At 72.5% G+C, this 24,110-nt stretch carries 24 protein-coding genes; 13 read left to right on the forward strand and 11 right to left on the reverse strand.

All coding sequences use genetic code 11. The annotated features are described in order from the left end of the window. Positions 1–172 precede the first annotated feature (172 nt). Both ACZ5VD_RS32385 and ACZ5VD_RS32390 read left to right on the forward strand, forming a co-directional pair. Positions 173–1,030: an aldo/keto reductase gene (locus ACZ5VD_RS32385; protein WP_468684238.1), complete on the forward strand. Its 858-nt coding sequence runs from the start codon at positions 173–175 to the stop codon at positions 1,028–1,030. Positions 1,031–1,131: 101 nt separating this feature from the next. After that, the gene (locus tag ACZ5VD_RS32390; protein ID WP_468551480.1) at positions 1,132–1,950 is read left to right on the forward strand and encodes an SAM-dependent methyltransferase; all 819 of its coding nucleotides are present in this window, start codon (positions 1,132–1,134) and stop codon (positions 1,948–1,950) included. A gap of 111 nt (positions 1,951–2,061) precedes the next feature. On the opposite strand, the gene ACZ5VD_RS32395 is transcribed toward ACZ5VD_RS32390, so the two are convergent. Both ACZ5VD_RS32395 and ACZ5VD_RS32400 read right to left on the reverse strand, forming a co-directional pair. Then, on the reverse strand, positions 2,062–2,979 hold the full coding sequence (locus ACZ5VD_RS32395; RefSeq protein WP_468551481.1) for a helix-turn-helix domain-containing protein: 918 nt from the start codon (positions 2,977–2,979) through the stop codon (positions 2,062–2,064). A gap of 110 nt (positions 2,980–3,089) precedes the next feature. After that, entirely contained in the window at positions 3,090–3,320 is a 231-nt protein-coding gene (locus ACZ5VD_RS32400; RefSeq protein ID WP_468551482.1) for a DUF397 domain-containing protein, read from the reverse strand. A 280-nt stretch (positions 3,321–3,600) separates the two neighbouring features. Between ACZ5VD_RS32400 and ACZ5VD_RS32405 the strand changes: the two genes are divergently transcribed. From ACZ5VD_RS32405 to ACZ5VD_RS32415, 3 genes are all read left to right on the forward strand, one after another. Continuing rightward, entirely contained in the window at positions 3,601–4,095 is a 495-nt protein-coding gene (locus ACZ5VD_RS32405; protein WP_468551483.1) for an ATP-binding protein, read from the forward strand. 38 nt (positions 4,096–4,133) lie between these two features. Continuing rightward, complete coding sequence (locus ACZ5VD_RS32410; protein WP_468551484.1) at positions 4,134–4,679, forward strand: hypothetical protein; 546 nt, start codon at positions 4,134–4,136, stop codon at positions 4,677–4,679. Positions 4,680–4,927: 248 nt separating this feature from the next. Beyond that, complete coding sequence (locus ACZ5VD_RS32415) at positions 4,928–5,185, forward strand: DUF5133 domain-containing protein (RefSeq protein ID WP_468551485.1); 258 nt, start codon at positions 4,928–4,930, stop codon at positions 5,183–5,185. 42 nt (positions 5,186–5,227) lie between these two features. On the opposite strand, the gene ACZ5VD_RS32420 is transcribed toward ACZ5VD_RS32415, so the two are convergent. Then, entirely contained in the window at positions 5,228–6,220 is a 993-nt protein-coding gene (locus tag ACZ5VD_RS32420; protein ID WP_468684239.1) for a GlxA family transcriptional regulator, read from the reverse strand. A gap of 193 nt (positions 6,221–6,413) precedes the next feature. On the opposite strand from ACZ5VD_RS32420, the gene ACZ5VD_RS32425 reads away from it, so the two are divergent. Further along, positions 6,414–6,884 carry a hypothetical protein gene (locus tag ACZ5VD_RS32425; protein WP_468551487.1) on the forward strand — a complete coding sequence of 157 codons (471 nt, stop codon included), beginning with the start codon at positions 6,414–6,416 and terminating at the stop codon, positions 6,882–6,884. A gap of 127 nt (positions 6,885–7,011) precedes the next feature. Further along, positions 7,012–7,239 carry a hypothetical protein gene (locus ACZ5VD_RS32430; RefSeq protein ID WP_468551488.1) on the forward strand — a complete coding sequence of 76 codons (228 nt, stop codon included), beginning with the start codon at positions 7,012–7,014 and terminating at the stop codon, positions 7,237–7,239. 7 nt (positions 7,240–7,246) lie between these two features. On the opposite strand, the gene tgmB is transcribed toward ACZ5VD_RS32430, so the two are convergent. The 3 genes from tgmB to ACZ5VD_RS32445 form a co-directional block, all read right to left on the reverse strand. Then, positions 7,247–8,230, reverse strand: coding sequence for an ATP-grasp ribosomal peptide maturase (tgmB, locus tag ACZ5VD_RS32435; RefSeq protein WP_468684241.1), 984 nt, complete (start codon positions 8,228–8,230; stop codon positions 7,247–7,249). A gap of 16 nt (positions 8,231–8,246) precedes the next feature. After that, positions 8,247–8,438: a putative ATP-grasp-modified RiPP gene (gene tgmA, locus ACZ5VD_RS32440; RefSeq protein WP_468551490.1), complete on the reverse strand. Its 192-nt coding sequence runs from the start codon at positions 8,436–8,438 to the stop codon at positions 8,247–8,249. Between the two features lie 118 nt (positions 8,439–8,556). Continuing rightward, positions 8,557–8,862, reverse strand: a complete 306-nt coding sequence (locus ACZ5VD_RS32445) for a DUF1232 domain-containing protein (RefSeq protein WP_468551491.1) — start codon at positions 8,860–8,862, stop codon at positions 8,557–8,559. A 262-nt stretch (positions 8,863–9,124) separates the two neighbouring features. On the opposite strand from ACZ5VD_RS32445, the gene ACZ5VD_RS32450 reads away from it, so the two are divergent. After that, positions 9,125–10,198 carry a hypothetical protein gene (locus ACZ5VD_RS32450; RefSeq protein WP_468551492.1) on the forward strand — a complete coding sequence of 358 codons (1,074 nt, stop codon included), beginning with the start codon at positions 9,125–9,127 and terminating at the stop codon, positions 10,196–10,198. Positions 10,199–10,241: 43 nt separating this feature from the next. Here the strand turns inward: ACZ5VD_RS32450 and ACZ5VD_RS32455 are convergent, their stop codons facing one another. Continuing rightward, entirely contained in the window at positions 10,242–11,378 is a 1,137-nt protein-coding gene (locus ACZ5VD_RS32455) for a hypothetical protein (RefSeq protein ID WP_468684242.1), read from the reverse strand. Positions 11,379–11,553: 175 nt separating this feature from the next. Between ACZ5VD_RS32455 and ACZ5VD_RS32460 the strand changes: the two genes are divergently transcribed. The 3 genes from ACZ5VD_RS32460 to ACZ5VD_RS32470 all read left to right on the forward strand — a co-directional run bounded on the left by ACZ5VD_RS32460 (position 11,554) and on the right by ACZ5VD_RS32470 (position 14,043). Beyond that, positions 11,554–12,348: an SDR family NAD(P)-dependent oxidoreductase gene (locus ACZ5VD_RS32460; protein ID WP_468684244.1), complete on the forward strand. Its 795-nt coding sequence runs from the start codon at positions 11,554–11,556 to the stop codon at positions 12,346–12,348. Between the two features lie 331 nt (positions 12,349–12,679). After that, positions 12,680–13,036 (forward strand): PadR family transcriptional regulator, encoded by a 357-nt coding sequence (locus ACZ5VD_RS32465; RefSeq protein ID WP_468551615.1) that lies wholly within the window; start codon positions 12,680–12,682, stop codon positions 13,034–13,036. Beyond that, the gene (locus ACZ5VD_RS32470) at positions 13,033–14,043 is read left to right on the forward strand and encodes a hypothetical protein (RefSeq protein WP_468684247.1); all 1,011 of its coding nucleotides are present in this window, start codon (positions 13,033–13,035) and stop codon (positions 14,041–14,043) included. Before ACZ5VD_RS32465 ends, ACZ5VD_RS32470 begins: the two co-directional genes overlap by 4 nt. Before the next feature lie 106 nt (positions 14,044–14,149). On the opposite strand, the gene ACZ5VD_RS32475 is transcribed toward ACZ5VD_RS32470, so the two are convergent. The 3 genes from ACZ5VD_RS32475 to ACZ5VD_RS32485 all read right to left on the reverse strand — a co-directional run bounded on the left by ACZ5VD_RS32475 (position 14,150) and on the right by ACZ5VD_RS32485 (position 21,264). Continuing rightward, positions 14,150–15,514 carry an FAD-dependent oxidoreductase gene (locus tag ACZ5VD_RS32475; protein WP_468684249.1) on the reverse strand — a complete coding sequence of 455 codons (1,365 nt, stop codon included), beginning with the start codon at positions 15,512–15,514 and terminating at the stop codon, positions 14,150–14,152. Between the two features lie 126 nt (positions 15,515–15,640). Then, on the reverse strand, positions 15,641–18,439 hold the full coding sequence (locus ACZ5VD_RS32480; RefSeq protein WP_468551497.1) for a SpoIIE family protein phosphatase: 2,799 nt from the start codon (positions 18,437–18,439) through the stop codon (positions 15,641–15,643). A gap of 212 nt (positions 18,440–18,651) precedes the next feature. Next, entirely contained in the window at positions 18,652–21,264 is a 2,613-nt protein-coding gene (locus ACZ5VD_RS32485) for a SpoIIE family protein phosphatase (RefSeq protein WP_468684250.1), read from the reverse strand. 345 nt (positions 21,265–21,609) lie between these two features. Here ACZ5VD_RS32485 and ACZ5VD_RS32490 point away from each other — a divergent pair, with 345 nt between their 5' ends. Beyond that, the gene (locus ACZ5VD_RS32490; RefSeq protein ID WP_468684251.1) at positions 21,610–22,137 is read left to right on the forward strand and encodes a hypothetical protein; all 528 of its coding nucleotides are present in this window, start codon (positions 21,610–21,612) and stop codon (positions 22,135–22,137) included. 45 nt (positions 22,138–22,182) lie between these two features. Here the strand turns inward: ACZ5VD_RS32490 and ACZ5VD_RS32495 are convergent, their stop codons facing one another. Then, positions 22,183–22,746, reverse strand: a complete 564-nt coding sequence (locus ACZ5VD_RS32495; RefSeq protein ID WP_468684252.1) for a hemerythrin domain-containing protein — start codon at positions 22,744–22,746, stop codon at positions 22,183–22,185. A 171-nt stretch (positions 22,747–22,917) separates the two neighbouring features. Here ACZ5VD_RS32495 and ACZ5VD_RS32500 point away from each other — a divergent pair, with 171 nt between their 5' ends. Further along, entirely contained in the window at positions 22,918–24,102 is a 1,185-nt protein-coding gene (locus tag ACZ5VD_RS32500) for an amidohydrolase (RefSeq protein ID WP_468684253.1), read from the forward strand. The last annotated feature ends 8 nt before the right edge of the window (positions 24,103–24,110 follow it).

The raw sequence follows: 24,110 nt of genomic DNA on the forward strand, positions 1-24,110 counted from the left end.
CGCACGGAGATACGGATTCAGCGCCCCCGGTGCTGAATCCGTTCTCGTTCTTCTATTGGACCTCCGGGGGCGGGCCAGCGAGGCTGGAGAGCGTCCGGCGCCGCCGCGAGCCCCTGTCCGGCGCGTCGGTCGCCATCGGTACCGCGCGACAGCCGGAAGAGGTCACGAGCCCATGAACACTCGCCGCATCGGTGACGTCGAAGTCAGCGCGATCGGCCTGGGCGCCATGCCCATGTCGATCGAGGGACGGCCGGACGAGGCCCGCTCCCTCGCCACGATCCACGCCGCACTCGACGCCGGCATCACCCTGATCGACACCGCGGACGCCTACCACCTGCACGCCGACGACGTCGGTCACAACGAGTCCCTGATCGCCAAGGCCCTCGCCTCCCACGCACGGGGCGGGGATGTCCTGGTCGCCACCAAGGGCGGGCATCTGCGCCCCGGTGACGGCAGTTGGACGCTCGACGGCAGCCCCGGCCACATCAAGGAGGCCTGCGAGGCCTCGCTGCGTCGGCTCGGCGTGGAGGCCATCGGGCTCTACCAGTTCCACCGGCCCGACCCGGCGGTGCCGTACGCCCAGTCCGTCGGCGCGATCCGCGACCTCCTCGACGAGGGGAAGATCCGGATGGCGGGGATCTCCAACGCCGACCCGGATCAGATCAGGCTGGCGAGTGACATCCTGGGCGGCCGACTGGTCTCCGTGCAGAACCAGTTCTCCCCGGCCTTCCGCTCCAGCGAACCGGAACTGCGCCTGTGCGACGAACTCGGCATCGCCTTCCTGCCCTGGAGCCCGCTCGGCGGTATCTCCCGGGCCGGTGAACTGGGCTCCTCCCACGCCCCGTTCGCGCGGATCGCCGAGGCCCACGGGGTCAGTCCGCACCGGGTCTGCCTGGCCTGGATGCTCACCAAGTCCCCGGTCGTCGTCCCGATCCCGGGCGCGAGCCGCCCCGAGACGATCCTCGACTCGGCCGCCGCCGTGGACCTGGTCCTCAGCGCGGACGAGCACGCCGAACTGGACGCCGTCTGAGATCGGGAAGCGGCACGGACTGGCATTGGCGAACGAAGGGTCCCTAGGATGGACTCCCTGTCCTGCCAGGCCAGTTGGCGTGGCGCGAAGCTGGGGGAAAGATGGAGACCGGTAACAAGCTGTCCACGTCGATCGACGCCACCGTCCCGACGGCCGCGCGGATGTACGACCACTATCTGGGCGGCAAGGACAACTACGCGGCCGACCGGGCCGCGTGCGAGGAACTGGACAAGGTCGTCCCCAGCACCCGTCGGCTGGCCGTGAACAACAGGCGTTTCCTCCAGCGCGTCGTCAAGACGCTGGCGACGGACCACGGCATCCGGCAGTTCCTGGACCACGGTTCAGGCCTGCCCACGCAGGACAACGTCCACCAGGTCGCCCAGCGCATCGACCCGGACACCCGCGTGGTCTACGTCGACAACGACCCCATGGTGCTGGTGCACGGCCGCGCGCTGCTGGAGCAGGACGAGCGCACCGCCGTCATCCACGCGGACATGCGGGAGACGGAGGCGATCCTCTCGCACGCCGAGACGCAGCGCCTGATCGACTTCGACCAGCCGGTCGCGGTGCTCTTCAACTCGGTCATGCACTGCATTCCCGACAGCGACACGGACGGCCCCCTCGCGGTGTCCCGCCGGGTCGCGGAGCGTCTGGCACCGGGCAGTTTCCTGGTGATGTGCCAGCTGGTCAGCGAGGACCCCGAGGTCCGCAAGTTCGTCACCGACTTCATGGACCAGGCGACCCAGGGGCACTGGGGCCGGGTGCGGGAGCCGAAGGACGTCGCCGAGTGGTTCGAGGGTCTGGAGATCCTTGAGCCGGGCCTGGTCGAGGTCTCCACCTGGCGTCCGGACTCCGAGGTGGCGCCCCGTCAGCTCACCCATGAGTGGATCGAGTTCGGCGGCGTGGGCCGCCTTCCGTAGGGCCCGTCGCACATCAAGGGTCCACGGCATCAGGGCCCGACACACAGGAACGCCCCTCACGAGACCCGCTCGTGAGGGGCGCTGCCGTCCGTGGATCGAAAGAGGCCTGCCTCAGCCGCCGTAGCGCTCCTTCAAGGTCGCGCGCAGCAGTTCCAGGGAGTCCCGCGGTTCGAGCGCCTCGTCGGCCAGCCGGTCGAGCGCCAGCCGGTACTCCTCCGTCTCGTCGCGGTCCTCAAGGAAGTTCGCGCTCTTGATGTGTTCGAGGTAGACGACGTCGGGCAGATCCAGGCCGCCGAAGCGCAGATACGTGATCGGCATGGACGGCGCCGAGGCGTTGGTGACGTCCAACGGCACGATCTGCACGGTCACATTGGACCGCCCGGCCATCTCGACGAGGTGCTCCAACTGCTTGCGCATCACGTCCCGGCTGCCGAGCACACGCAGCAGGACCGACTCGTCGATGACCGCCCACAGCTGCGGGGCGTCCGCGCGCAGCAGCAGCTCCGCCCGCCGGGTGCGCAGTTCGACACGGCGACGCACCTCGCCCGCGGCGGCCGCGGGCAGACCGCGCTCCACCACCGCCCGCGTGTAGTCCGGGGTCTGCAGCAGACCCGGAACGTGCTGGATCTCGAACGTACGGATCGAGGCCGCCGCTTCCTGGAGGCCGACCAGCCGGTCGAACCACTCGGGCATCAGCCGCTTGTCGTAACGCTGCCACCACCCCGGCTCACCGGCGCGCCGCAGCAACTGCAGCAGCACCGACGCCTCGTACTCCTCGGTGCCGTACAACGTCAGCAGCGCGCGGACGTCGGCCTCCGCGGGAGGCCTGCGGCCCTTTCCTGACTCGATGCGGGACAGCTTCGCCGCACTGAATCCGAGCTTGCGGGCGGCCTGTTCCTGCGGAAGGCCGGCATCCTCGCGGAAACCCGCGAGCTGCACGCCGACCAGCATCTTCAGCAGGGTGGGAGCCGGCTCGGGCCGGTCCAGGTAAGGCTGCAGTCGGGAGATGCGCTGCGACTCGGGGGACATCCAGACTCCCAGTGAACCGGCATAGAGACGACTCACACTATCTCACTCCACCGTGTCACTGCGCATCCACCCGTACACGGAAGGGAGTTGATCCCTCCCGGTCGCAGACCTCACAAGAGGTGGTCGAACTCGCCCTCCTTCGCACCCGCGACGAACGCGGCCACCTCGGCGGGCGTGTAGACGAGCGCCGGCCCGTCGGGGAAGCGGGAGTTGCGCACGGCGATGCCTCCCTCGACCAGAGTGGCCACTTCGACGCAGTTGCCCTCGGCATTGCTGTGCCGGCTCTTGATCCAGCGGGCGTCCAACGAACTGGCCCGCACTCCGTTCTGCACTGGTGGCACCGCACTCTCCTTGCTGTTCACGTTCTTCGCCGGGCTCTGTGCCCGGCTGCCCCGGAGGGCCGGGGCGGGGTGGCGTCGGGCCCCTCCCGCCCCACCCGTATCCCGTGCAATTTCTCGTGCAATTGCACGAGAGCGCCTTCAGGGTGGATAATAGCCGCGGCGTCAACCCCCGTGGAGGCGCTTCGTCTTGACGTCGCATCAAGGAGATGCCGTGTCAGCACCTGCGAACCATGTGATCCGGGAGCCGGACCAGGCTGCGCCGGGAGCAGGTGGAGCAGCCATGGCCGTCGGTGCTCCACCGTGGCCGCGACCGGTGGTCCCTGACGCCCGACCGACCCCGAGGCCGGCGCCCCCGAGTGCCGCGGCGGGTTCCGCCGCCCTGCGCATCAGATGCAGCGGCGAAGGCTTCGCCCTGGCGCGGGCCTTCACCCGGGACACGCTGCGCTGCTGGTCGGTCGACCACCGCAGCGACGACGCCGTCCTGGTGATCACCGAACTCGCCGCCAACGCCGTGGCGCACGCGATGCCGCACCTTCCGGCGGGCGAGGCCGAGGTGTGGCTGGGGCTCCTGCTCGACCCCGCCCATGTGGTGGTCACCGTCTCCGACCCGGGTGACAACGCGCCCGAGGTCACCGACGCCGACGCCACGGACCTGCTGGAGCACGGCCGCGGGCTGTGCATCGTCGACGCCCTGGCCGAGGAGTGGGGCTGGATCCTCAAGTCCCCGGCCGGCAAGACCGTCTGGGCCAGGCTCTCGACCTGCCCTCCCCCCTGAGACCGTCCGAGATGACTGCCGCGGAAAGGCCCCACGCCATGCCCACCGCTCCGACGCACCGACCGAGCACCGAGCGGAACGACCACCACGGGTCGAAGACCGGGGTGGCCCGGACCGCGCCCCTCATGGCGCTGGACCGGGTGCCGTGGCGGGACATCCAGGACTCCACCGGCTGCGCGGCGGCCATCCCGCTGCTGCTGAGCAGCGTGGCCTGGGGCGATCCCCGGACCGCCAAGGCCGCGCTCGCCGATCTGCGGACGCGGATCTGCCAGTACGGCTTCGTGGTCGAGCAGGCCACCGCCGCCACCGTCCCCTTCCTCTGGGAACTCGCCCAACTGCCCCATGTGGCCTGCCGGGCCGAGATCATCCAGCTGCTCAACAACATCGCCGACGCCCGGCAGTGGGAGAGCACCGCCGCCGTCTACCCCAAGCTGCTCAACCACCGCGAGAACCCCGTGGTGTGGGAGCGCGAGGCGCGCCAGGCCGTCCACGACCGGCGCGGCGCCCTGCGGGGGCTGATGGCCGAGGAGGACACCGAGATCGCGCGCGCGACCACGGAACTCGCCCGCACGCTCGGCGAGTGACGACCGGCCCGCACCCGTCCCGACCGGAGACCGGCACCGCCGAGGAACTCCCGCGCGGGGAAGGGGCGTACACGGCGCCGCACAGCGGACCGGTCGCCTGACGGCGCACGGCCCTGGACGACCGCGTAGGTGGGGGCGCAGGACGGAACGTAACGGATTCACGCCAAATGCGCCCCTGTCGGCGGTAGATGTGAATGGTTCGCCGTGGTTCGGGCATACGCAGCGAAAAATCGAGAGAGGGGCGCTACGTGCTCGTTCCGGACACGAAGGTCGTCAGGAAGCTGCTGACTCGTTACGCATCGCTGAGGATCGCCCAGGCGGAGCGGGAAAGGGAGGCCACGGCACGTGAACTGGAGGACGTCAGCTACACGCTGTGCGTGATGATGGGCACCGCCGACATCCACGACGCGGTCGAGAAGGCGGACGGTCTGCTCGCGGACGCCGGGCGCACGCCGCCCACCGCCGCTGACGCGGACGAGGAGATCGGTCTGCGGCTGGCCGTGTGACGCCGTGCCGTCCCGGTGGCCGGCGGGCTGGGCCGACAGGGCCTAGGAGTGTGCCGCCGGGACGGCATCCGTCGTCGCGTGGGCATCCGTCTTCGCGTGGAACGCGGAGCGGTAGGCCTGCGGAGTGGTGCCGACGACCCGGCGGAACCGTTCGCGGAACGCGGTGGGTGACCCGAACCCCGCCTGGCGGGCGAGCCGTTCCACCGGATGGTCGCTGTTCTCCAGCAGGTACTGCGCCCTGCGCACCCGCGCCCGCAGCAACCACTGCAACGGCGTGGTGCCCGTCTGCTCACGGAAACGACGGCTGAAGGTGCGCTCGCTCATCCCCGAGCGGGCCGCCATCGCGGTCAGGGTGATCTCGTCGGCCAGGTGGTCCTCGATCCACTCCAGGAGCGGTTCGAGGGTCGAGCCCTGCGGCACCGGCGGGAACGCGTGCACGATGAACTGGGCCTGCCCGCCCTCCCGTTCCAGCGGCATCACGGACATCCGGGCGGCGTGCGCGGCGACGGCCGAGCCCAGGTCCCGGCGGATCATGTGCAGACACATGTCGAGGGCCGCGGCGGCCCCGGCCGAGGTCAGGATCTGCCCGTTGTCGACGTAGAGCACGTCCGGCCGCACCTCCACGCGCGGAAAACGGCGGGCCAGCGTATCGGCGGCCACCCAGTGCGTGGTGGCGGCGAGCCCGTCCAGCAGGCCCGTTTCCGCCAGCACGAAGGCGCCCACGCACACCGACGCGATCCGGGTGCCCGACGCGGCGGCCCGGCGCAGTGCGGCCACCACGGCGGCGGAGGGCGGACCGGCCGCCTCGGAGCAGCCCGGCACGATGATGGTGTCGGCGTCCACCAGGGAGTCGAGACCCCATTCGACACGCAGGCCGAAACCGCCGTCGGCCCGTACCTCCGGCGACTCCGCGCACAGCCGTACCCGGTAGGGGCGGCGCCCGTCGGGCAGCCGCGTCCAGTCGAAGACCGTCATGGGCGCCGCCATGTCGAACGGCACCACATGATCGAGAACCAGGATCGCCACCGTGTGCATGACCGCCACGATAGGCGGATTCCCGCCAACAGCGTGAGCCCCGGCCCGACCCGCGGTGCGGCGGTCCGATGCCTGAAGGAGGCGTTGGCGAGAACCCGTTGGAAGCTGTCGTTTCTGCCCCTGTGTGATCACGGACGCGCTTCCTAGGGTGAGCGGGCACCGTCGAACCGCACCCTGAAGGACAGCGCACCCGATGACCAAGTTCCTGCTGACCCTGCACGTCCTGGCGGCCATCGTCGCCGTCGGCCCCGTCACCGTGGCGGCCAGCATGTTCCCGCCCGCCGCCCGCCGGGTCCAGGTGGACGCGGCGGAAGGGGACATCGCGGGGATCGGCACCGTACGCCTGCTGCACCGCATCTGCCGGGTCTACTCCGGCATCGGCCTCGCGGTGCCCGTCCTCGGGCTCGCCACCGCGGCCGCGATGGGCGTCCTGGGCGACGGCTGGCTCACCACGTCCATGGCCCTGACCGCCGCTGCCGCCGGTGTCCTGGTCGCCTTCGTGCTGCCCCGCCAGCAGGAACTCCTCGGCGAGCTCGGCGAACACCGGCCCGTGGAGCGCGCCGGGACCGTGCAACTCGCCATGTTCACCGGCATCTTCAACCTGCTCTGGGCGACCGTCACCGTCCTGATGATCGTCCGGCCCGGCTCCACGACCGGAGCCTGAGCGCGGAACAGCGATCGGGGCCGGCGTCAAGCCCTCCGGCGGAATGTGCGTGCCGGTGGGCGGGGGCGCCTACACTCGACAGTCGTGCCCAAGTGCATGGGCAGTGACACGAAAGGCGCGTTGACGGGTGTTTCAGGATTCCCCCATCTACGACCGACTCGTCGCGGAGCGCGGCGACGTTCCCGCCCAGGCACGCAGGGAGGCCGAGCGGGTGAGCAGGGAGCTGGAGTACGTCATGCGTCCGCTGCAGTCCTCCCTCGGCCCCTCTCTCGGTTCCTCCCTCCCCACCGACCGTCAGGCGGCCCCCGGCGCCGGCTGGCAGCGGGCGGCCCTGCCCGGTCCGCGCCCCTACTGACCCGCCCTCAGCGCACCGCCGAGCCCGCGCCGTTGGCATGGGCCTGCGGCTGCGGCCCGGGCCGGGCGAGCCACTCGGCGACGCTGTGCGCGATCGGCTGACCCGTGTCCACCTCCACGAATCCGAACTGCCCCGACTGATTGCACTCCAGGAACCACCACGTCCCGTCCGCCTCCTCGGCGAAGTCGAAGGCGCCGTAGGCCAGTTCGGCGTCCCGGACAAACGCCAGCACCCCCTGGGCGACACACGTCGGCACCTCGACGGGCTGCCAGGGGCCGGTGTCCGGCGCGAACCGGACGTCCACCTCGGCCGGGTCCGCGCCGTCGGCGACGAACTTGCGGGCGGCCAGCATCCGCTCGCCCACGACGGTCAGACGGATGTCGGCTTGCTTGGCGACCCGCCGTTGCAGCAGCGTCGGACCGAACGCGACGGCGGAGAAGTCGGTGTCCGGGGCCACCCGGCTGGTCGGCACCGCCCGTGGCGGGTCCTGCGGATGCGCCCCGGAGACCGGCTTGACCACCAGGTCCGGGTAGCGCTCCGCGAACTCGCGGGCGGCCTGCGGGAACGTCGTGATGAGAGTGGCCGGCACCGGCAGACCGCAGCGCTGGGCGAGCCGTAGCTGCCAGGGCTTGTGCCGGGCCCGGCGGGCCGCGTCGGGATGGTTCATCCAGCGCGCGTCACAGCCGCGGAGCAGGCCGTAGAGCGCCTGGGAGGCCTCTTCGGTCAGCCAGGCGGAGGGCGTGGCCGCCCGCGCGGCCGGGACGCCCGGCCTGCGCACCCAGACGGACCGCAGCCCGCCGATGCTCACCAGGCGCCCCCCGGCCGACAGATGGCCCCGGAACCTGCCGTGCACGAACTCCCCGGACAGCGCCACCCCGTCGGTCAGCTCGGCCGGGTCCAGGCGCACCACCGGAACCCCCGTCGCGTTGAGGTGCACGACCACCATGTCGGCGGTCACGTCCTCTTCGCAGGTAAGAATCAACACGGTCATATCGTCGGCGCCGTGTTCAGTCGTCGAAGTGCGTCTTGGAACCCGCGGTGGAGGTCGTGGTGCCCAGTTCCCTCATCAGACCGTGGTCGCGGGCGGCTATCCGCCCGTCGAGAAGCACGTTCAACTGCAGTCCGGAGTCATAGACGTACGGAGTGGTGGCCTCCAACTCCGCTGCCGGACGTGCGTAGTTGAGCGCGAACGGTTGCATCGTCTCTCCCTCGCCGGTGCTGCTCGATCAAACGGCGGTCACCCCGCGGCCTTGCTCAGTCCGCCGACTCTCTCGGGCTTCCAGAGACTTATACGAATCGAACGGGTGATTGGTTTCCTTACGGTGTGTAATCGCGGTCCGTTCGGCTCAGCGACTTGGGGTCCGCCGGGGCCGCACGCAGCGAGCGCAGTGCCAGAAGAAGGACGCCGATGTCGTCCAGATACACCGGGTCGGGCAGTAGATCGGTCGGCAGCACGAAGTACGCCAGGGCACCCCAGAAGACCCAGCGGGACCCGGTCGGAAGTCCCGCCTGCCGCAGGCTCCGGCGCACCCGCACCAGCCGCACCAGCAGCAACACGGCGACCGTCAGCAGCAGTGCCGCGAGCACCGCGAAGACGACGATCGCCGTCGTGGTCGAGTCCATGACCCGCCCCCCTCTTCCCGGCGCGGCCTCGCGCGCCGTTTCCTGTCGGATTCCCGGATGCGGCCCCGATATGGCCCGCCGCACGCGGAACGGGCCGGCGACGGGAACCGGCGGCACGCGCGTCAGGGGGCGAGCCGTCCGTCATCCTCGTGGGTCGCCCGGGTGGCACACCCCGGTCGGTGCGCTTAGTAATGGTCTCGTAACGTCGCGTGCCGCACGTCGGTGACATCGAAACGGCCGCACTCTTCCCCTGGAGCAGAGCATGACCACCGGCTCGTCATCAGCCCAATCGAACCCAGTCGCGATACCTCCCACAGCACAGACCGGCCCCCAGGACGACCGGGTCGCGTCGTCCTACGGCGATCCGGTCGGCGAACTGGTGCGTGCCGCCGTGGCGGACCGGCCGCTGGAGGACATCGCTCATCTCATCACGCTGCTGGAGCAGTCGCCGGAGTACGCCGAGGCCACGGTCGCCGCTCTCCGCGCGGTCGGTGTCGGCCGGTCCGTGGAGGACGTGACCCGGCTGGTCACCCTGCTGACCCGGCCGCCACGTGACGCCGCCAGCGCGGACGAGGCGATCCGTGCCGCCGCCGAGTGCCGCCCTGTGGAGGAGGTCACCCGGCTGCTGGCCCTGCTGCACCGGACCCCCCTGGAACCGCACTGCGGCGAGGAGGCCGTGCGGGCCGCGGCCGCCGGCCGGCCCGTCGCGGAACTCGTGGACCTCATCGGGCGGCTCGCCGAGGAGAAGAACCTCCACGCCGAGCCGCCGGAGACGGAACTGGGCCGGTGGGCGGCCGCGACCGGGGAACAGCCGGGAACGGACGGCGTCCCGGCCGGACTCCGCCTACCGGCCGCGCCGGCCGACCCGGCCCGCGCACGCGACCGCTCCGCGGCGCCCCGGTACCGGCGCAACGGGCCCGCGCTGCGGCCGGCCCGAGTCACCGTCCTGGTGCTGGTCGTGTGCGGGGTGCTCAGTTTCCCGCTGGACCGGGACGGCGCGTCCGCCCGGGTCTACGGCCTCGCCCTCGGCGTGTCCGTCCTGTGCGTGTTCCTGGCGCTCCTGGTCACCGTCCGGCCGACCGTGCCGACCCTGCTGCCGGCGGTCGTCGTACCGGCGGGGCTGGCCGCGGGCCAGTTGTTCGAGGGCAGGCTGCTGCACTCGGCCGGACTGGCCCGGGCGCTGGACCTCGCCCTCGCCCCTGCCTGGCTCGTCGGCGCGGTCGCCGTCTGTGCCGCGCTGTCGGCGCTGACGGCCCTGTTCGCCCGACTGGCCTGGCAGTCGCCGCGTACCGCCGCGGCCCGGCCGATGGCCGGGACCGGCCACATGGCGGACTGACCGGACACAACCCCGAGGGGCTGCGCCCGACGCCCGTTCCGGGTCAGCGGTCGCCGGAGCCGTCGCGCTCCGGCCCGCTGTCCGGGGCGGGCGCCGGGCGCAGCCCCTTGGCCGTGTCCCTGAGGCGTTCCAGGGTCCGGGTCAGCTGCCGGCGCGGCGACCCGGCAGGGCCGGCCGGCAGCGGAGGCGGGTCGCCGGCCGCGGACTCCCGGTAGGCGGCCAGCGCCTCGTGGGCCCGTTCGGCGGCCTCCCGGTACAGGTCCCGGGACTGCGTCATGGCGTCGAGTGCCTCGACGTAGCCGGCGACGAGCTCGCGTTCACGGGCGAGTTCCTCTTCGAGCGTCAGCAGCCGCCACTGCTCGCGCAGCGCGGTGAGGGCCTCCTCGGCGCCCTCCGGCAGCGGTATCGGGGCCGCGGCGTACCGGGTGAGGACGTCGACGAGTTCGGCCGGCTCCGAGCCGTCCAGGAAGACACTGCGTACGGAGAAGTCGTCCGCCGCCAGGTCGGGCGGGACCGGAGTCCCGGGCAGGACCACGGCGCCGCCCCGCGGCACCTCCACGTCGAAGGGGCGCAGCGCCCAGTTCACGGCCCGCAACTGCTGCGGTGCGGCGCGGTGTTCCACCACCCGGTGCCGCAGTCCCGCGGGCAGCAGCCCGGACAGGGGCTGCCGGCCGGGCTCGTCCGGAGTCATCGCCTCGTGCACGACGACGTTGATCGCCCAGCTGCCGCGGGCCGCGTCCTTGAACAGACGCCGCATCTCCTTGTCGTCCTCCGGGAGCCGGTTGGCGGCCCGCAGGCGCAGACCGGTGGCCGTCTCGTGGTCCCAGGGCGTATCGGGTGCCGCGGGCCAGAACACGGTGGCGGGGGAGAGCCACGACGGGTCCCACGGACGCTCCGCCTCCGCCACCAGCACCCACTCCTGTCCGGTGTCCGAGGACACCGCGAGCGACAGCCGGGCCCGTACGGTCACGTCCCCGGCGACCCGCCAGCGCGCTTCGAACACCGGCTCGTCGGAGCCCTCGGTCTCGATCGGTCCGTGGTGGTCGTCGATGGTCCCGTCGTCCTGGAGCCGTCGCAGACGGTGCCGGACGACGTCCTGCGGATCGGGCCCGGTGTGGCGGCCACGGGCCAGCCATACGGTGGGCGGAATCGTGCGGCGGGCGGTGCGGGAGGTCGGCATGAGTCCATCTGAGTGTGGGGGCACGTGCCCGGCCAGTATCACCGCCGACCCCCACCCGAGATCAAGTGGGCCTCGGGGATCGGGCCGGTCTGCGGCGACGTGCGGCGTCGGCGATCGTGGGCAGGAGCACAGCGTGCACCGACCGGACCGCAGGACCAGAAGCAAGGAGTGACGCATGCACCTCGACCTCACCGGCCACACCGCCCTGGTCACCGGCTCCTCCCAGGGCATCGGCGCGGCCATCGCCGCCGGTCTCGCCCGCGCGGGCGCACGGGTGGGCGTCAACGGGCGGGACGCCGGCCGCCTGGACAAGAGCGTCGACGCGCTGCGCTCACGGGTGCCGGAGGGGGAGTTCGTCCCCGTCGCCGCGGACGTCGCCACGGAGGACGGCGCGGCCCGGGCCGTCGAGGTGCTCCCCGACGCCGACATCCTCGTCAACAACCTCGGCATCTTCGGGCCCAAGCCCGCGCTGGAGATCACCGACGAGGAATGGCGCCGCTACTTCGAGGTGAACGTCCTGGCCGGGGTCCGGCTGACCCGCGCCTACCTGCCCCGGATGAGGGACCGGGGCTGGGGCCGGGTCCTGTACATCGCCAGCGACTCGGCCGTCGTCGTGCCGGCCGAGATGATCCATTACGGCATGTCGAAGACGGCCCTGCTCGCGGTGAGCCGCGGCTTCGCCAAGGAGGCCGCCGGCAGCGGGGTCACGGTCAACTCGGTGATCGCCGGGCCCACCCACACCGAGGGCGTCGAGGACTTCGTGTACCAGCTGGTCGATCGCGACCTGCCCTGGGAGGAGGCCCAGCGGGTGTTCATGCGCGAGCACCGCCCCCAGTCGCTGCTCCAGCGCCTCATCGAACCCGAGGAGATCGCCAACCTGGTGGTCTACCTCAGCTCCGCGCAGGCCTCCGCCACGACCGGCGGCGCGGTGCGCGTCGACGGGGGATACGTCGACTCGATCCTGCCGTAGTGCCGGTCCCGCGTGGGTACCGCGCACGGGGTGTGCGCGCGGCACCCACGACGACCGGCGTTCACCCGTGCCGCCGGTCCGGTCCGACCGCCAGAATGACCCGTCGAGCAGGGTCCGCCCACCATCCGCATCGGGGCGGGCCCTGGTCGTCGTGGCGCCGGGGCTCAGCCCCGGGTCAAGGGTCCCGGGCCGTTCCGGTCGAAGGCCTCCACCGTGACGAGGGCCGCCTTCCCGTCCTCGACGACGTCTTCGGTGACACGCCCGGATGGCTCACCCGGCTGAGATATATCGGGAGCCGATATATCCTGTCCGCATGGCACCGAAGAAGAGCATGACCCAGGCGGCGTTCTTCGTCCTGACCGCCCTGGCCGACCGGCCGCGGCACGGGTACGGGATCCTGCGGGAGGTCGAGGACCTGTCCGACGCCACCGTGCACCTGCGCGTCGGCACGCTGTACGGGGTGCTGGACCGGCTCACCGCCGACGGGCTGATCGTCCTCGACCGCGAAGAGGTGCACGACGGCCGGCTCCGGCGCTACTACCGCCTCACCGACGAGGGTGTGCGCGCCCTCGCCGCCGAGGCGGAGCGGATGGCGGCCGGCGCCAGCGCGGCCAGGGAACGGATCGCCGAGGGCCGCCGCGCCCCCGGACCCGCCGCAGGACCGGGACTCGCGGGAGGCCTCGCATGACGACACTGCTCGAAACGCGCTACCGGACCGTCCTGAGGCTGTTGCCGGCCTACTACCGCCGGGAGCGTGAGGAGGAGATGGTCGAGATCTACCTCTGGGACGTCGACCGGGACACCCAGGACCAGAGCCGGCCCACCCTCGGCGAGGTGGCGAGCATCGCCGCCCTCGCGCTGCGCAGCAGGCTGGGCGCGGCCGGCGCGCCACCGTCCTACGAGCGCCTCGGCTCGGCCGTCCGCCTCTTCGCCCTCTTCGCCGTGCTGCTCCAGGCGGCGTCCGCGGTCGCCGACCGGATCCTGTCGCTGACCTGGGCCTCGACCCACGGACCCACGCAGTGGGACATCTTCCTGTCGGAGTTCACCACCGGCGGACTGCCCACCGGAGTCGTCGCGGGCGCCCAGTGGATCCTGCCGCTGCTGTGGACGGCCGGCTACTTCGCCCTGCTGCACGACCGCGCGCGCCTCGCCCGGACGGCCGTCCTGCTCGCCGCGCTGCCCACGCTGTGGCCGTTCCTCGCTCCCCTGGTGAGCGAGACGCTCCTGCCGGATCCGTGGTACGCCGGCGCCGTCGCGCTGTTCGCCTGGCTGTCGGCACTCGCGCTCTGCGCGGGCCACCACCGCGACGCCCCGCCGGCCGTGCTGCCCGCCGGTTCGCCCGGGCTCGTCCTCCTGGCCTGCTGTGTGGTGATGGGCGGTTCCGTCGTGCTGCTGCCCATCGCGGCCGACGCGGTCTGGGCGCCGGCCACCTGCTTCGCGGTCGGCGCGCTCGGCTGGCTGCTGTGGCAGAGCCGTCGCACGGACCACGGCACCGCGATCGGCGGGGCGGGCGGGGTCGCGCTCGCCGCGCTCGGCCTGCTGATCCTCGCCGTACGGGTCGCCGCGGTGTACCCCTGGCTCGACGTCCCGATGCCCGCCGGATACCTCGGCGGCGCCCTCGGCCAGACGGGCGTGCTCGCCCTGCTGGTCGCGGCCCTTGCCGTGGTGGGCGGCAGGGATCTGGCCGTGCGCTGAGCGGCGGCCGGGGAGAGCGGCCACGGAGAACGGCCTCGACGGGACCGGAAGGAGATCCGGCACCGTCGAGGCCGTCGTCGTACCGGGCGTCACCGCCCCGGCGTCACTACGCGCCGCTCGCCCTGAGCATGTCCTCACGCTCGACCAGCTTCACGCGCTCGCGCCCCTCCGGCTCGCCCAGCGCCTTCTCGGCGGCGTCCAGCCTGTACCAGCCCTCCCAGGTGGTGAAGCGGACCTCGCGCTCCGCCAGGAACGCGTCCACCGCCTCGGGCTCGGGCGAACCCGGAGTCTGCAGACGGCCGTGGGAGAAGTCGTCCAGCAGGTGGGAGACCGTCTCGTTGGCGTCGCCCTTGGTGTGGCCGATCAGACCCACCGGGCCGCGCCGGATCCAGCCGGTGACGTACGTCGACTGCAGGTGCTCGCCGTTCTCCTGGACGACCCGGCCGCCCGCGTCCGGGACCGTGCCCGAGTCGATGTCCCAGGGCAGCTTCGGCAGCTTGTCGGAGAGGTAGCCGACCGCGCGGTAGACCGCGGTGACGTCCCAGTCCTTGAACTCGCCGGTGCCCTTGACGTTGCCGGTGCCGTCCAGCGCGGTGCGCTCGGTGCGCAGGCCGACGACCTCGCCGTCCTCGCCGAGGATCTCCGTCGGCGACTCGAAGAAGTGCAGGAAGAGCTTGTGCGGACGCTCGCCGATGTCGCGGATCGCCCAGTTCTCCAGGGTCTTGGCGACCATGTCGGCCTGCTTGTTGCCGCGCCGGGTCTCGATCGAGCCCGCGTCGTAGTCGATGTCCTCGGGGTCGACGATGACCTCGATGGTGGGGGAGTGGTCCAGCTCCCGCAGCTCCATCGGGCTGAACTTCGCCTGCGCCGGGCCACGACGGCCGAACACGTGGACTTCCAGCGCCTTGTTGGCCCGGAGTCCCTCGTGGACGTTCGGCGGGATCTCCGTCGGCAGCAGCTCCTCGGCGGTCTTGGCGAGGATGCGCGCCACGTCGAGGGCGACGTTCCCGACGCCGAGCACGGCGACCTTCTCCGCCTCCAGCGGCCAGGTACGGGGCACGTCAGGGTGGCCGTCGTACCAGGAGACGAAGTCCGCCGCGCCGTACGAGCCGTTCAACTCGACGCCGGGGATGGACAGTTCGCGGTCGGCCGTCGCGCCCGTGGAGAAGATCACGGCGTCGTAGAACGCGCGCAGGTCGTCCAGGCTGATGTCGGTCGGGTAGTCGACGTTGCCGAAGAGACGGATCTGCGGCTTGTCGAGCACCTGGTGGAGGGCGTTGATGATGCCCTTGATGCGGGGGTGGTCGGGGGCGACGCCGTAGCGGATCAGCCCGAACGGGGCCGGCATCCGCTCGAAGAGGTCGATGGACACGCCGGGTTCGGCGGCCACGTCGGACTTGAGCAGGGCGTCGGCGGCGTAGATTCCGGCGGGACCGGCTCCGACGATTGCTACCCGCAGGGGGCGGGGCATGATCAGGTTCCCTTCGAGCGGTGACAAGCGACTCGACGGGAAGCCTAAGCTAAGGCAAGCCTTAGTTTGTACCCGGGTCCGGTCTATGAGCCCATAAGCGCGCTTTATGAGTGAATCCGCAGTGGATCAACCCGGCGGGAGGGGCTGCTCGGCCCAGATGACCTTGCCCTCGGGCGTGTAGCGGGTCCCCCAGCGTTCGGAGAGCTGCGCGACGAGGAACAGGCCGCGGCCGCCCTCGTCGGTCATGGCCGCGTACCGCAGATGGGGCGAGGTGCTGCTGCTGTCGAAGACCTCGCAGATCAGGGTGCGGTCGTAGAGCACCCGGACCCGGATGGGGTCGCCGCCGTAGCGGATCGCGTTGGTGACCAGTTCGCTGAGGATCAGCTCGGTCGTGAACGTCAGCTCGTCCAGGCCCCAGCGGGACAGCTGGCGGCTGACCGAGGCGCGCACCTCGCCCACCGCGGCCGGCTCGCCCGGTACCCGCCACTCGGCGAACCGGTCGGCGGGCAGCGCCCGGGTACGCGCCACGATCAGCGCGATGTCGTCGACGGCACGGGCCGTGACCCGGGAGTCGAGGACGGCCCGGCAGGTGTCCTCGGGCGAGCCGCCGGCCTGCTCCAGCGCGGTGCGCAGCAGTTCCAGACCCTCGTCGATGTCCCGTTCCCGGTCCTCGACGAGCCCGTCCGTGTAGAGCACGAGGCGGCTGCCCTCGGCCAGTTCGAGGTCGACCGTCTCGAAGGGCAGGCCCCCGACCCCGAGCGGGGGACCGGCCGGCACCTCCGGGTACTCGACGCTGCCGTCGGGACGGATCAGGGCGGGCGGCGGATGGCCGGCCCGGGCGATCGTGCACCGCCGGGAGACCGGGTCGTAGATCGCGTACAGACAGGTCGCGCCGGTGACGGGGGCGTTGGCGCCCTCCTCCGTCTCGTCCTGGTCGATCCGCCCGACCAACTCGTCGAGCAGGGAGAGGAGTTCGTCCGGTGGCAGGTCCAGGGCCGAGAAGTTGTGCACCGCCGTGCGCAGCCGTCCCATGGTGGCCGCGGCGTGCAGCCCGTGTCCGACGACGTCACCCACCACCAGCGCGACCCGGGCGCCGGACAGTGGCAGGACGTCGAACCAGTCGCCGCCCACCCCCTCCTGCGCGGGCTGGTACCGGTAGGCGATCTCCAGGGCGTCCTGCTCGGGCAGCCTGCGCGGCAGCAGACTGCGCTGCAGGGTCACCGCCATGCTGTGCTCGCGCGTGTAGCGGCGCGCGTTGTCGATGGAGATCGCGGCCCGGGCCACCAGTTCCTCGGCGAGGGCCACCTCCTCCAGGTCGAACGGCTCCGGCTTCTCGGCCCGCCAGAAACTGACCACCCCGAGCACCAGGCTGCCCGCGCGCAACGGCACGGCGATCAGTGAGTGGATGCCGTATGCCACCACCTGCGCGGAACGCTCCAGGTCCTGTGCCTGCCAGCCCGGCGCCTCGCTCAGCCGCGGTTCGACGACGGCCGCTCCCGCGGCGAGCCCGCGCGCCTGCGGCGAGGTGTCCACGAGCCGGATCTGCTCGCCCACGGGATAGAGCGGGGCGTCCTTGCGGATCCCGTTCACGGCCGTGCGGCGCAGCGCGGTCGTCGTCTCCGGCTGCCCGCCGCTCAGCACGGCGTCGAACAGGTCCACCGTGGCGAAGTCCGCGAACCGGGGGACGGCCAGCTCCGCCAGCTCCTCGGCGGTCCGGGTCACGTCCAGGCTGGTCCCGATGGCCACCCCGGCGTCGTACAGCATGTTCAGGCGCTCCCGTGCCGCCTCGGCCCGGCCCGACAGGGCGCGCAGCTCGGTGGAGTCGCGCAGGGTGGCGACGGTGCCGGGCGGACCGCCCTGGCTGTCGGTGGTCCGCTGGTTGATCGCCAGGAGCCGGTCCTTGACCAGGTGCACCTCGTCCGTGGCGACCCGCCCGGAGTCCAGCAGACCGGCCGTGTCGGCGGCGAGCCCGAGGTCGAGCACATGCCGTCCCTCGGCGTCCTCGGGCAGGTCGAGCAGCCGGTGCGCCTCGTCGTTGGCGAGCAGCAGCGTGCCCTCGCCGCCGACGATGAGGACGCCTTCGCGTACGGAGTGCAGCACCGCGTCGTGGTGCTCGTACATCCGGGTCATCTCGTGCGGTCCCAGGCCGTGCGTCTGCCGCATCAGACGTCTGCTCACCAGCGCGGTGCCGGCGATGGCCAGGACGACCGCCGCCGCGGCGGCGATCAGCACCAGCGGGAGCTGCTGGTTGGCGGCGCCGCCCACGTTCTCGGTGGTGATGCCCGCCGAGACCAGTCCCACGACCTTGCCGTCGTCCGCCTTCACCGGGACGACGGCCTGCACCAGCGGGCCGATGGTTCCGGTGATCTCCTCGGTCACGGTCCGCCCGGCCAGCGCGGGGGCGATCGTGCCGACGAACTTCTTGCCGATGCGGTCCGGCTTGGGATGGCTGTAGCGGACGCCCTCGGTGTTCATGACGACGAGGAAGTCGACGCCCGTCGCCAGGCGGGCCGCCTCCGCGCGCGGCTGGAGGATCGCCGACGGGTCCCGGTCACCCAGGGCCTCACGGGTGCCGGGCGCGTTGGCGAACGCCTCGGCGACGGCCACCGAACGGTTGCGGGCCTCCTGCGTGCTGTCGTGCCGCACCTGGAGCACCAGGGCGCCCACCGCGGCGACGACCAGCAGCAGCACGATCACGACCTGGAGGACGAACACCTGTCCGGCGACGCTGCGTCCGCCGAGTGCCGACCGCAACCCCGGCCGGCCCGCGCCGCGCTGCGGCCGGGCGGGGTCACCCGGCGCCCGCCGGGCATGCCGGGGCCGGCCGTCGAGCGCCCCTTGAGCGCGGTCAGGCGCATACGAAGGGCGCGGACCGCTGGGGCGACGGGTCGAACGGGCCCCGGATCGACCCAAGAGCCGGACCATGTGCCCATGTCTACACTGCCGCGCCTCAGGAGGCGAGGGGCGTCACAGAGCGTGACGGGCCGCGCTCCCGATGACGGAGGCCTCCGGAGGCGCTCGCGGCGGCCGAGGGACGCGTAGGGGTGAGCGCGGGTGCGCGGGACGGTGTACGCGGTGGTGGCCCTGTCGGCGGTAGGCGGGGGTGCGCACGGGAGCCGTGTCCTGGGCCGCCGGGCCTACCGTGTCGTACGGCGGGTGGCGAGCAGCAGGGCGATGTCGTCGGGGCGGTCGACGGCGTGCCGTGCCTTGGCGGTCAGGCGGTCGGCCACGCCGGCCAGGGCCCGGCCGCCGGGGCGGGAGGCCGGTGACGCCGCCTTGGCGAGGGCCACCCGCAGCGCGCCGATGCCGTCGTCGATGTCGCCGCCCGGCTTCTCGACCAGTCCGTCGGTGTACAGGGCGAGGACGGCACCGGGTTCGATCCGCAGCTCCGTGACCGGGTAGTGGGCGCGCGGGTCCACGCCGAGGACCACTCCACCGGGCAGGTCCAGGACCTGGGTGCGGCCGTCCGGCTGCCGCAGCAGCGGCTGCGGATGTCCCGCCCGGACCGCCAGGGCCCGGCCGGTGGCGGGGTCGAGCCGGATGTAGCAGCAGCTCGCGAACAGCCCCGGATCGAGGTCGATGAGCAGATGGTTGGTGCCGCTCATGACCTCGTCGGGCGGCCGGTCACCGAGCGCGAACGCCCTGACCGCGCTGCGCAGTTGACCCATGGTCGCCGCCGCCTGCACCCCGTGCCCCTGGACGTCCCCGATGACCAGGGCGAGCCCGTCGCCGGACTCCACGACGTCGTACCAGTCGCCGCCCACGTCCATCCCCAGGGTGCCGGGCAGATAGCGTCCCGCCGTCTCGACCAGCGGGTGCGAGGACAGCCGCCGGGGGAGGAGGGCCTGCTGCAGCCCACGGGCGAGGGCGGCCTCGGTCTCGTAGCGCTGTGCCTTCTCCATGGCGTGGGCGATGAGTCCGGTGAGCGCGGTGAGCACCGTGCGTTCCTCGGTGCTGAAGCTGCGCGACCGGTCGAAGCCCAGGATGCAGGAGCCGACCGGGCGGCCGGAGGCGATCAGCGGCAGGAAGGCACGGGCGCCCTCCTCGGCGTCCAGTTCGATGCCGGGGTAGGCGGCGGCCAGTTGCTGCATGGAGTCGAAGAACAGTGGCCGGCCGGTGGTGAGTGTCTCCACACCGGGCAGCCGCGCATCCAGCCCCACCCCCTCGAAGGGGGCGAGAAACCCCGGCGGGAAGCCGCTCTCCCAGGCCAGGTACAGATGCCGGTCCTGCAAGAGGTAGATGGCGAGCCGCCTGCCGCCGAACGCGGGCAGCAGTTCCCGCATCACGACGGCGGACACCTGGCGGGCGGTGACGGCCTCGGTCAGCGCGATGGCGAGGACGATCGGACGGTACTCGGGTGCGGGCGGGGCGAAGCCGGTGCCGGTGGCGAGGGCGGCGGGAACGGTCTCCGCGACCCGGGTCGCCGGACGGACCGTGCAGGTCAGCCGGTCCGGTCCGGGATAGACCGAGAGGGCCAGCCAGTCGCCCTCGAAGCGCTCCGAGGAGGGCCCGGTGCCGTCGCCGCCCGTGGCGGGCCGCTCGGCATGGAAGTGCACGGGGTCCGGTGACAGCAGCGCCGCCCGCAGATGGTCCTCGACGTCGGGCTGTCCCAGCCAGGGCACGGCGTCCCACAGGGCCCGGCCGAGGAGTTCGGTGCGGGGCCGGTCCAGCAGGTGCGCGGCGCGCGGATTGGCGTAGACGACCCGGCCCTCCCGGTCCAGGCAGAACACCCCGTCCGGCAGCAGGTCGGCCGCCGCGTCGGCGGTCGCGCCGAGACCCGGGTCGAGGACGATGCCGCGCACCGGACCCGCGGTGTGCGGCGCGGCGTCCGGCGCGGCCGGGTCCATCGGGTTCCACCCGGTGGCCTCGTACGGGCTCCACAGGTCCATCAGCCGCAGCTCACCGTCGGCCCCCCGCAGATACAGGGGCAGCGGCGGGGGCCTGCCGACGGCCGTCTCCCGCAGCGCGAGCAGGATCCGCTCCGCCTCGTTCGGGGCCACGGCGTGGGCGAGCGCCTCCGGGGTGCCGGCGAACTCCGCCGACGGCACGCCCAGCAGGACGTGCAGCCCTTCGTCCCCGGTCACCGTGCCGGTCACGTGCGGACCCGCGTCGCCCGTGGCCGTGCCGGTCATGTCGAGCCCCTGGTCGCCGGTGACCGCGTCCGTCCGCGGCGACCACACGAACCGTCCGATGCGGGCGAGCGGCGGACGTCCGACCGGCGGCCGGACACAGAGCGGATCGTGCTCCCAGGCGACCGGGCCGGCCTTGTCGTCGTCCAGGCTCCGCAGGGCCGCGCCCAGGTCCTGGGCCAGCCGGGTCAGGCGGTCCCGCTCGGACAGCACCTCGGCGGCGTCCGCCACGGCGGGGCGCAGCACGGTGAGCACGCCGTACGTCTCGGCTCCGGCCATGACCGGCACGTACAGGGAGCCGAACTGGAACGGCAGACCGGCCGCGAACTGGGGGTAGCGGCGCATCGTCTCGGTGGCGTTCGGCAGCACCACCTGGACGCCGAGCCGGTGGGCGTCCGCCACGGGGAACGGGCTCTCCACGTGCAGCCGCCACCAGGGCCGGAACAGCGGTCCGGGCAGCCCGGCGAGCACGGCGAGTCGCAGCAGTCCGGGCGTGGCGGAGCGCAGATAGACCCCTCCCGCGTGGCCGCCGGCCGTGCTGACCGCCTCGGTCGAGGCATCGATCAGCAGCGCCGCCAGCCGCCCGGGCTTCGGCTGTGCGTCCTGGGAACTCCCAGTCATCGGTCCTACCTCGTCCGTGCGCCATCACGCGGGCGACACAGCAAGAATGCGCCACGACGGGCCCTGACCGCACCTGGGCGGCGAAAACGATCCCGGTATTCCGTCTCTGCGTCCCCTCCCGTTCCGCAACATTCGGGAATTGTGTCGAAATATGAGGTCGCGGTGGTGCCGGGGTGGTGGCAGTCCGAGAGGGGGAGACCCGACGCGGTGGACCCGATCGGGTCGCAGCGCGATGTGGTCGAAGCCACGTCACCGGGGAGACCCGGGCCATGTCGTACGGCATGAGGTGCGGGCTACCGTCGTCCGCACTCCTGTGTCCCACCACACGCGTCGGGCGGCCCGCCAGTGCCAGCAGATCTCTCCCCGCTCATCGCGGCGACCGCCCAGTGGCTGACCTGCTCCTACCCGTCGGGCGGCGGCGCCCTGGCGGCCGCCCTGTGCGAGGCACAGGCCCGGCAGGCGGTGACGGTCGCCGCCTGGCTCAGGTACCCGACCGAGATGGACGCCGCCCTGGTCGCCCTGGCCGGACCCGGTGGCTCGGCCCGGCTCGACCGGATCACCGGCGTGGACGAGGCCCTGGTCCGCGACGCGGACGAACAGGCCTGGCGCACCTGGGTCGACGAGGTCGTGGCGAGCTGGGCGGCCTGTCTGCTCACCGACCCGGACCTGGCCGGGCGGGCGGTCGCCGCGCTCGCCGACGGCAGCCCCACGACCGCCCTCCCTGCCGGGTTCCGCCGACTGCTCGCACCCGACGAGGCGGACCGGCACGCCGCGGTCCTGCTGCGCCACCCCGACCTGCTGGCTCCCGTGGCCGCACTCCACCATTTCCAACTGGTGGAACGTCTCCGGCCCGGGCAGCCCCTGACCGTCTGAGGCGGACGGCGTGCGGGCGCTGACGGTCTGGGGCCCGGGGGCGGATCAGTCGTGCTTGCCGCGTCCGCTCAGGGTGTCCCGCAGCCGGTCGATGAACCCGACCCCGGGGGCCAGCAGCTTGTTGGCGGGCGGGGTGTCCGGAGCGGACGGATGCGGACGGGTGGGCGCCGACTTCTTGGCGATCCGCACCTTGTCACCCAGGTCGTCGAGAACCTCCGCCGAGCAGGCCACCCGCAGTTGCGGGAAGAGATTCTCCTCCTCGTCGGCGATGTGGGCGCGGACCTCACCCATCAGCTTGTCGACGAGCCGGTCGAACTCGGGGTCGCCCGCCTCGCACCCCTCCAGGTCCTTCATGATCCGCTCGGCCTCGGAGTGGTCCTCGATCTCCCGGTCCGCCATGGTGTTTCCGTTCACCAGGTACTCACGCACGGCCGGGTAGAGGTACTCCTCCTCGGCCACCGAGTGCCGCACCAGCTCCCTCGTGGCCTGGTCGGCGTACACCTTGCGATCCTTGTCACCCGACGGCAGCGCCTCGATGCGGCTGAAGAGCTCCGCGACCTCCTGGTGATCGGTCACCAGTTCGTCGACGACGTCTCCTCCGTGTCCCATGCTCTCCACCTCCAGTCCGGGGGCGGTCCCGGTGCGGGCCCGCCACGGCCTCCGAGTGCCCCCGCACATCGGCCCTACCCGCTCCGAGACCGGCCCCCGGAACGGGTGTGGCAGGGGCCATCGTTGGAACCCGCTCCGGGACACCCGCGTACGACTCCCCGGGAGGCCCACGTGACCGACGCTCTGGACGAGGTGCTCGCGCGCGTGCACGGGGAAGTGGCCGCCAGGGCCGAGCGGCTCTGGGACGTCGCCCTGACTCTGCACACCGAGCCCGAGTACGCGTTCGAGGAGCACCGGGCGGCGGCACTGCTCTGCGGTGAACTCGCCTGGGAGGGCTTCACCGTCGAGCGCGGAGTCGCCGGACTGCCCACCGCCTTCACCGCACGCTCGGGCACCCGGGCCCGGCCCGCAGTGGCCTTCCTCCTGGAGTACGACGCCCTGCCCGGCCTCGGACACGCCTGCGGGCACAACCTGGTCGCCGCCGCCGGCCTGGGCGCCGCGCTGACGGCGCGGTCCGTGCTGCCCCGGGACGCCGGAACGGTGTGGGCCGTGGGCGCGCCCGCCGAGGAAGGGGGCGGTGGCAAGGTCACCGAGGTCGAGGCCGGTCTGTTCGACGACGTCGACGCCGCGCTGATGTTCCATCCCGGCGTGCACAGCTGGCGGTGGGCGCCACTGACCGCCCAGGCCCAGTACCAGGTCGCCTTCCACGGGCGCGCCGCGCACCCCACCGGCAACCCCACCGAGGGCGTCGACGCGCTCGCGGCACTGATCCAGTTGTTCAACACCCTCGCGGTGGTGGGTCGGAGACTTCCCGAGGGCTCCGACGTCCAGGGCATCGTCACCTACGGCGGCCGGGCGACGAACATCGTCCCCGAGTACGCCCAGGGCCTGTTCGGGCTCCGTGCCGCGACGACCTCCGCACTGGAGGACCTGGCCGGGGAGCTGTTGACCTGCGCGCAGGGCGTGGCCCGCGCCACCGGGACGACGGTCACCGTCGAACGCGCGACACCCCGCTACGAGCACTTCCGCGACAGCGCGGAACTCTCCGAGCGGTTCGCCCGGCACCTGACCCGCACCGGCCTCGGGATCACGCCCCCCGCACCGGGCGTCTACCTGGGCTCCTCCGACATCGGCAACGTCAGCGGACGCGTCCCCGCCATCCACCCCTTCGTGGCGATCATGGATCCGGACGGCTCCGACCACACCCCCGAGTTCGCCGCCGCCGCGGCGTCCGACCGTGCCCGGCACGCGATGCTCGCGGCGACCGAGGCCCTCGCCTGCACGGCCGTCGAGGTGCTGCTGGACCCGGAGGTACGGGACCGGGCGTGGCAGGACCACACGACTCGGGTGCGGTAAGTCCCAGA

This window comes from Streptomyces sp. NPDC032822, from assembly GCF_055578825.1.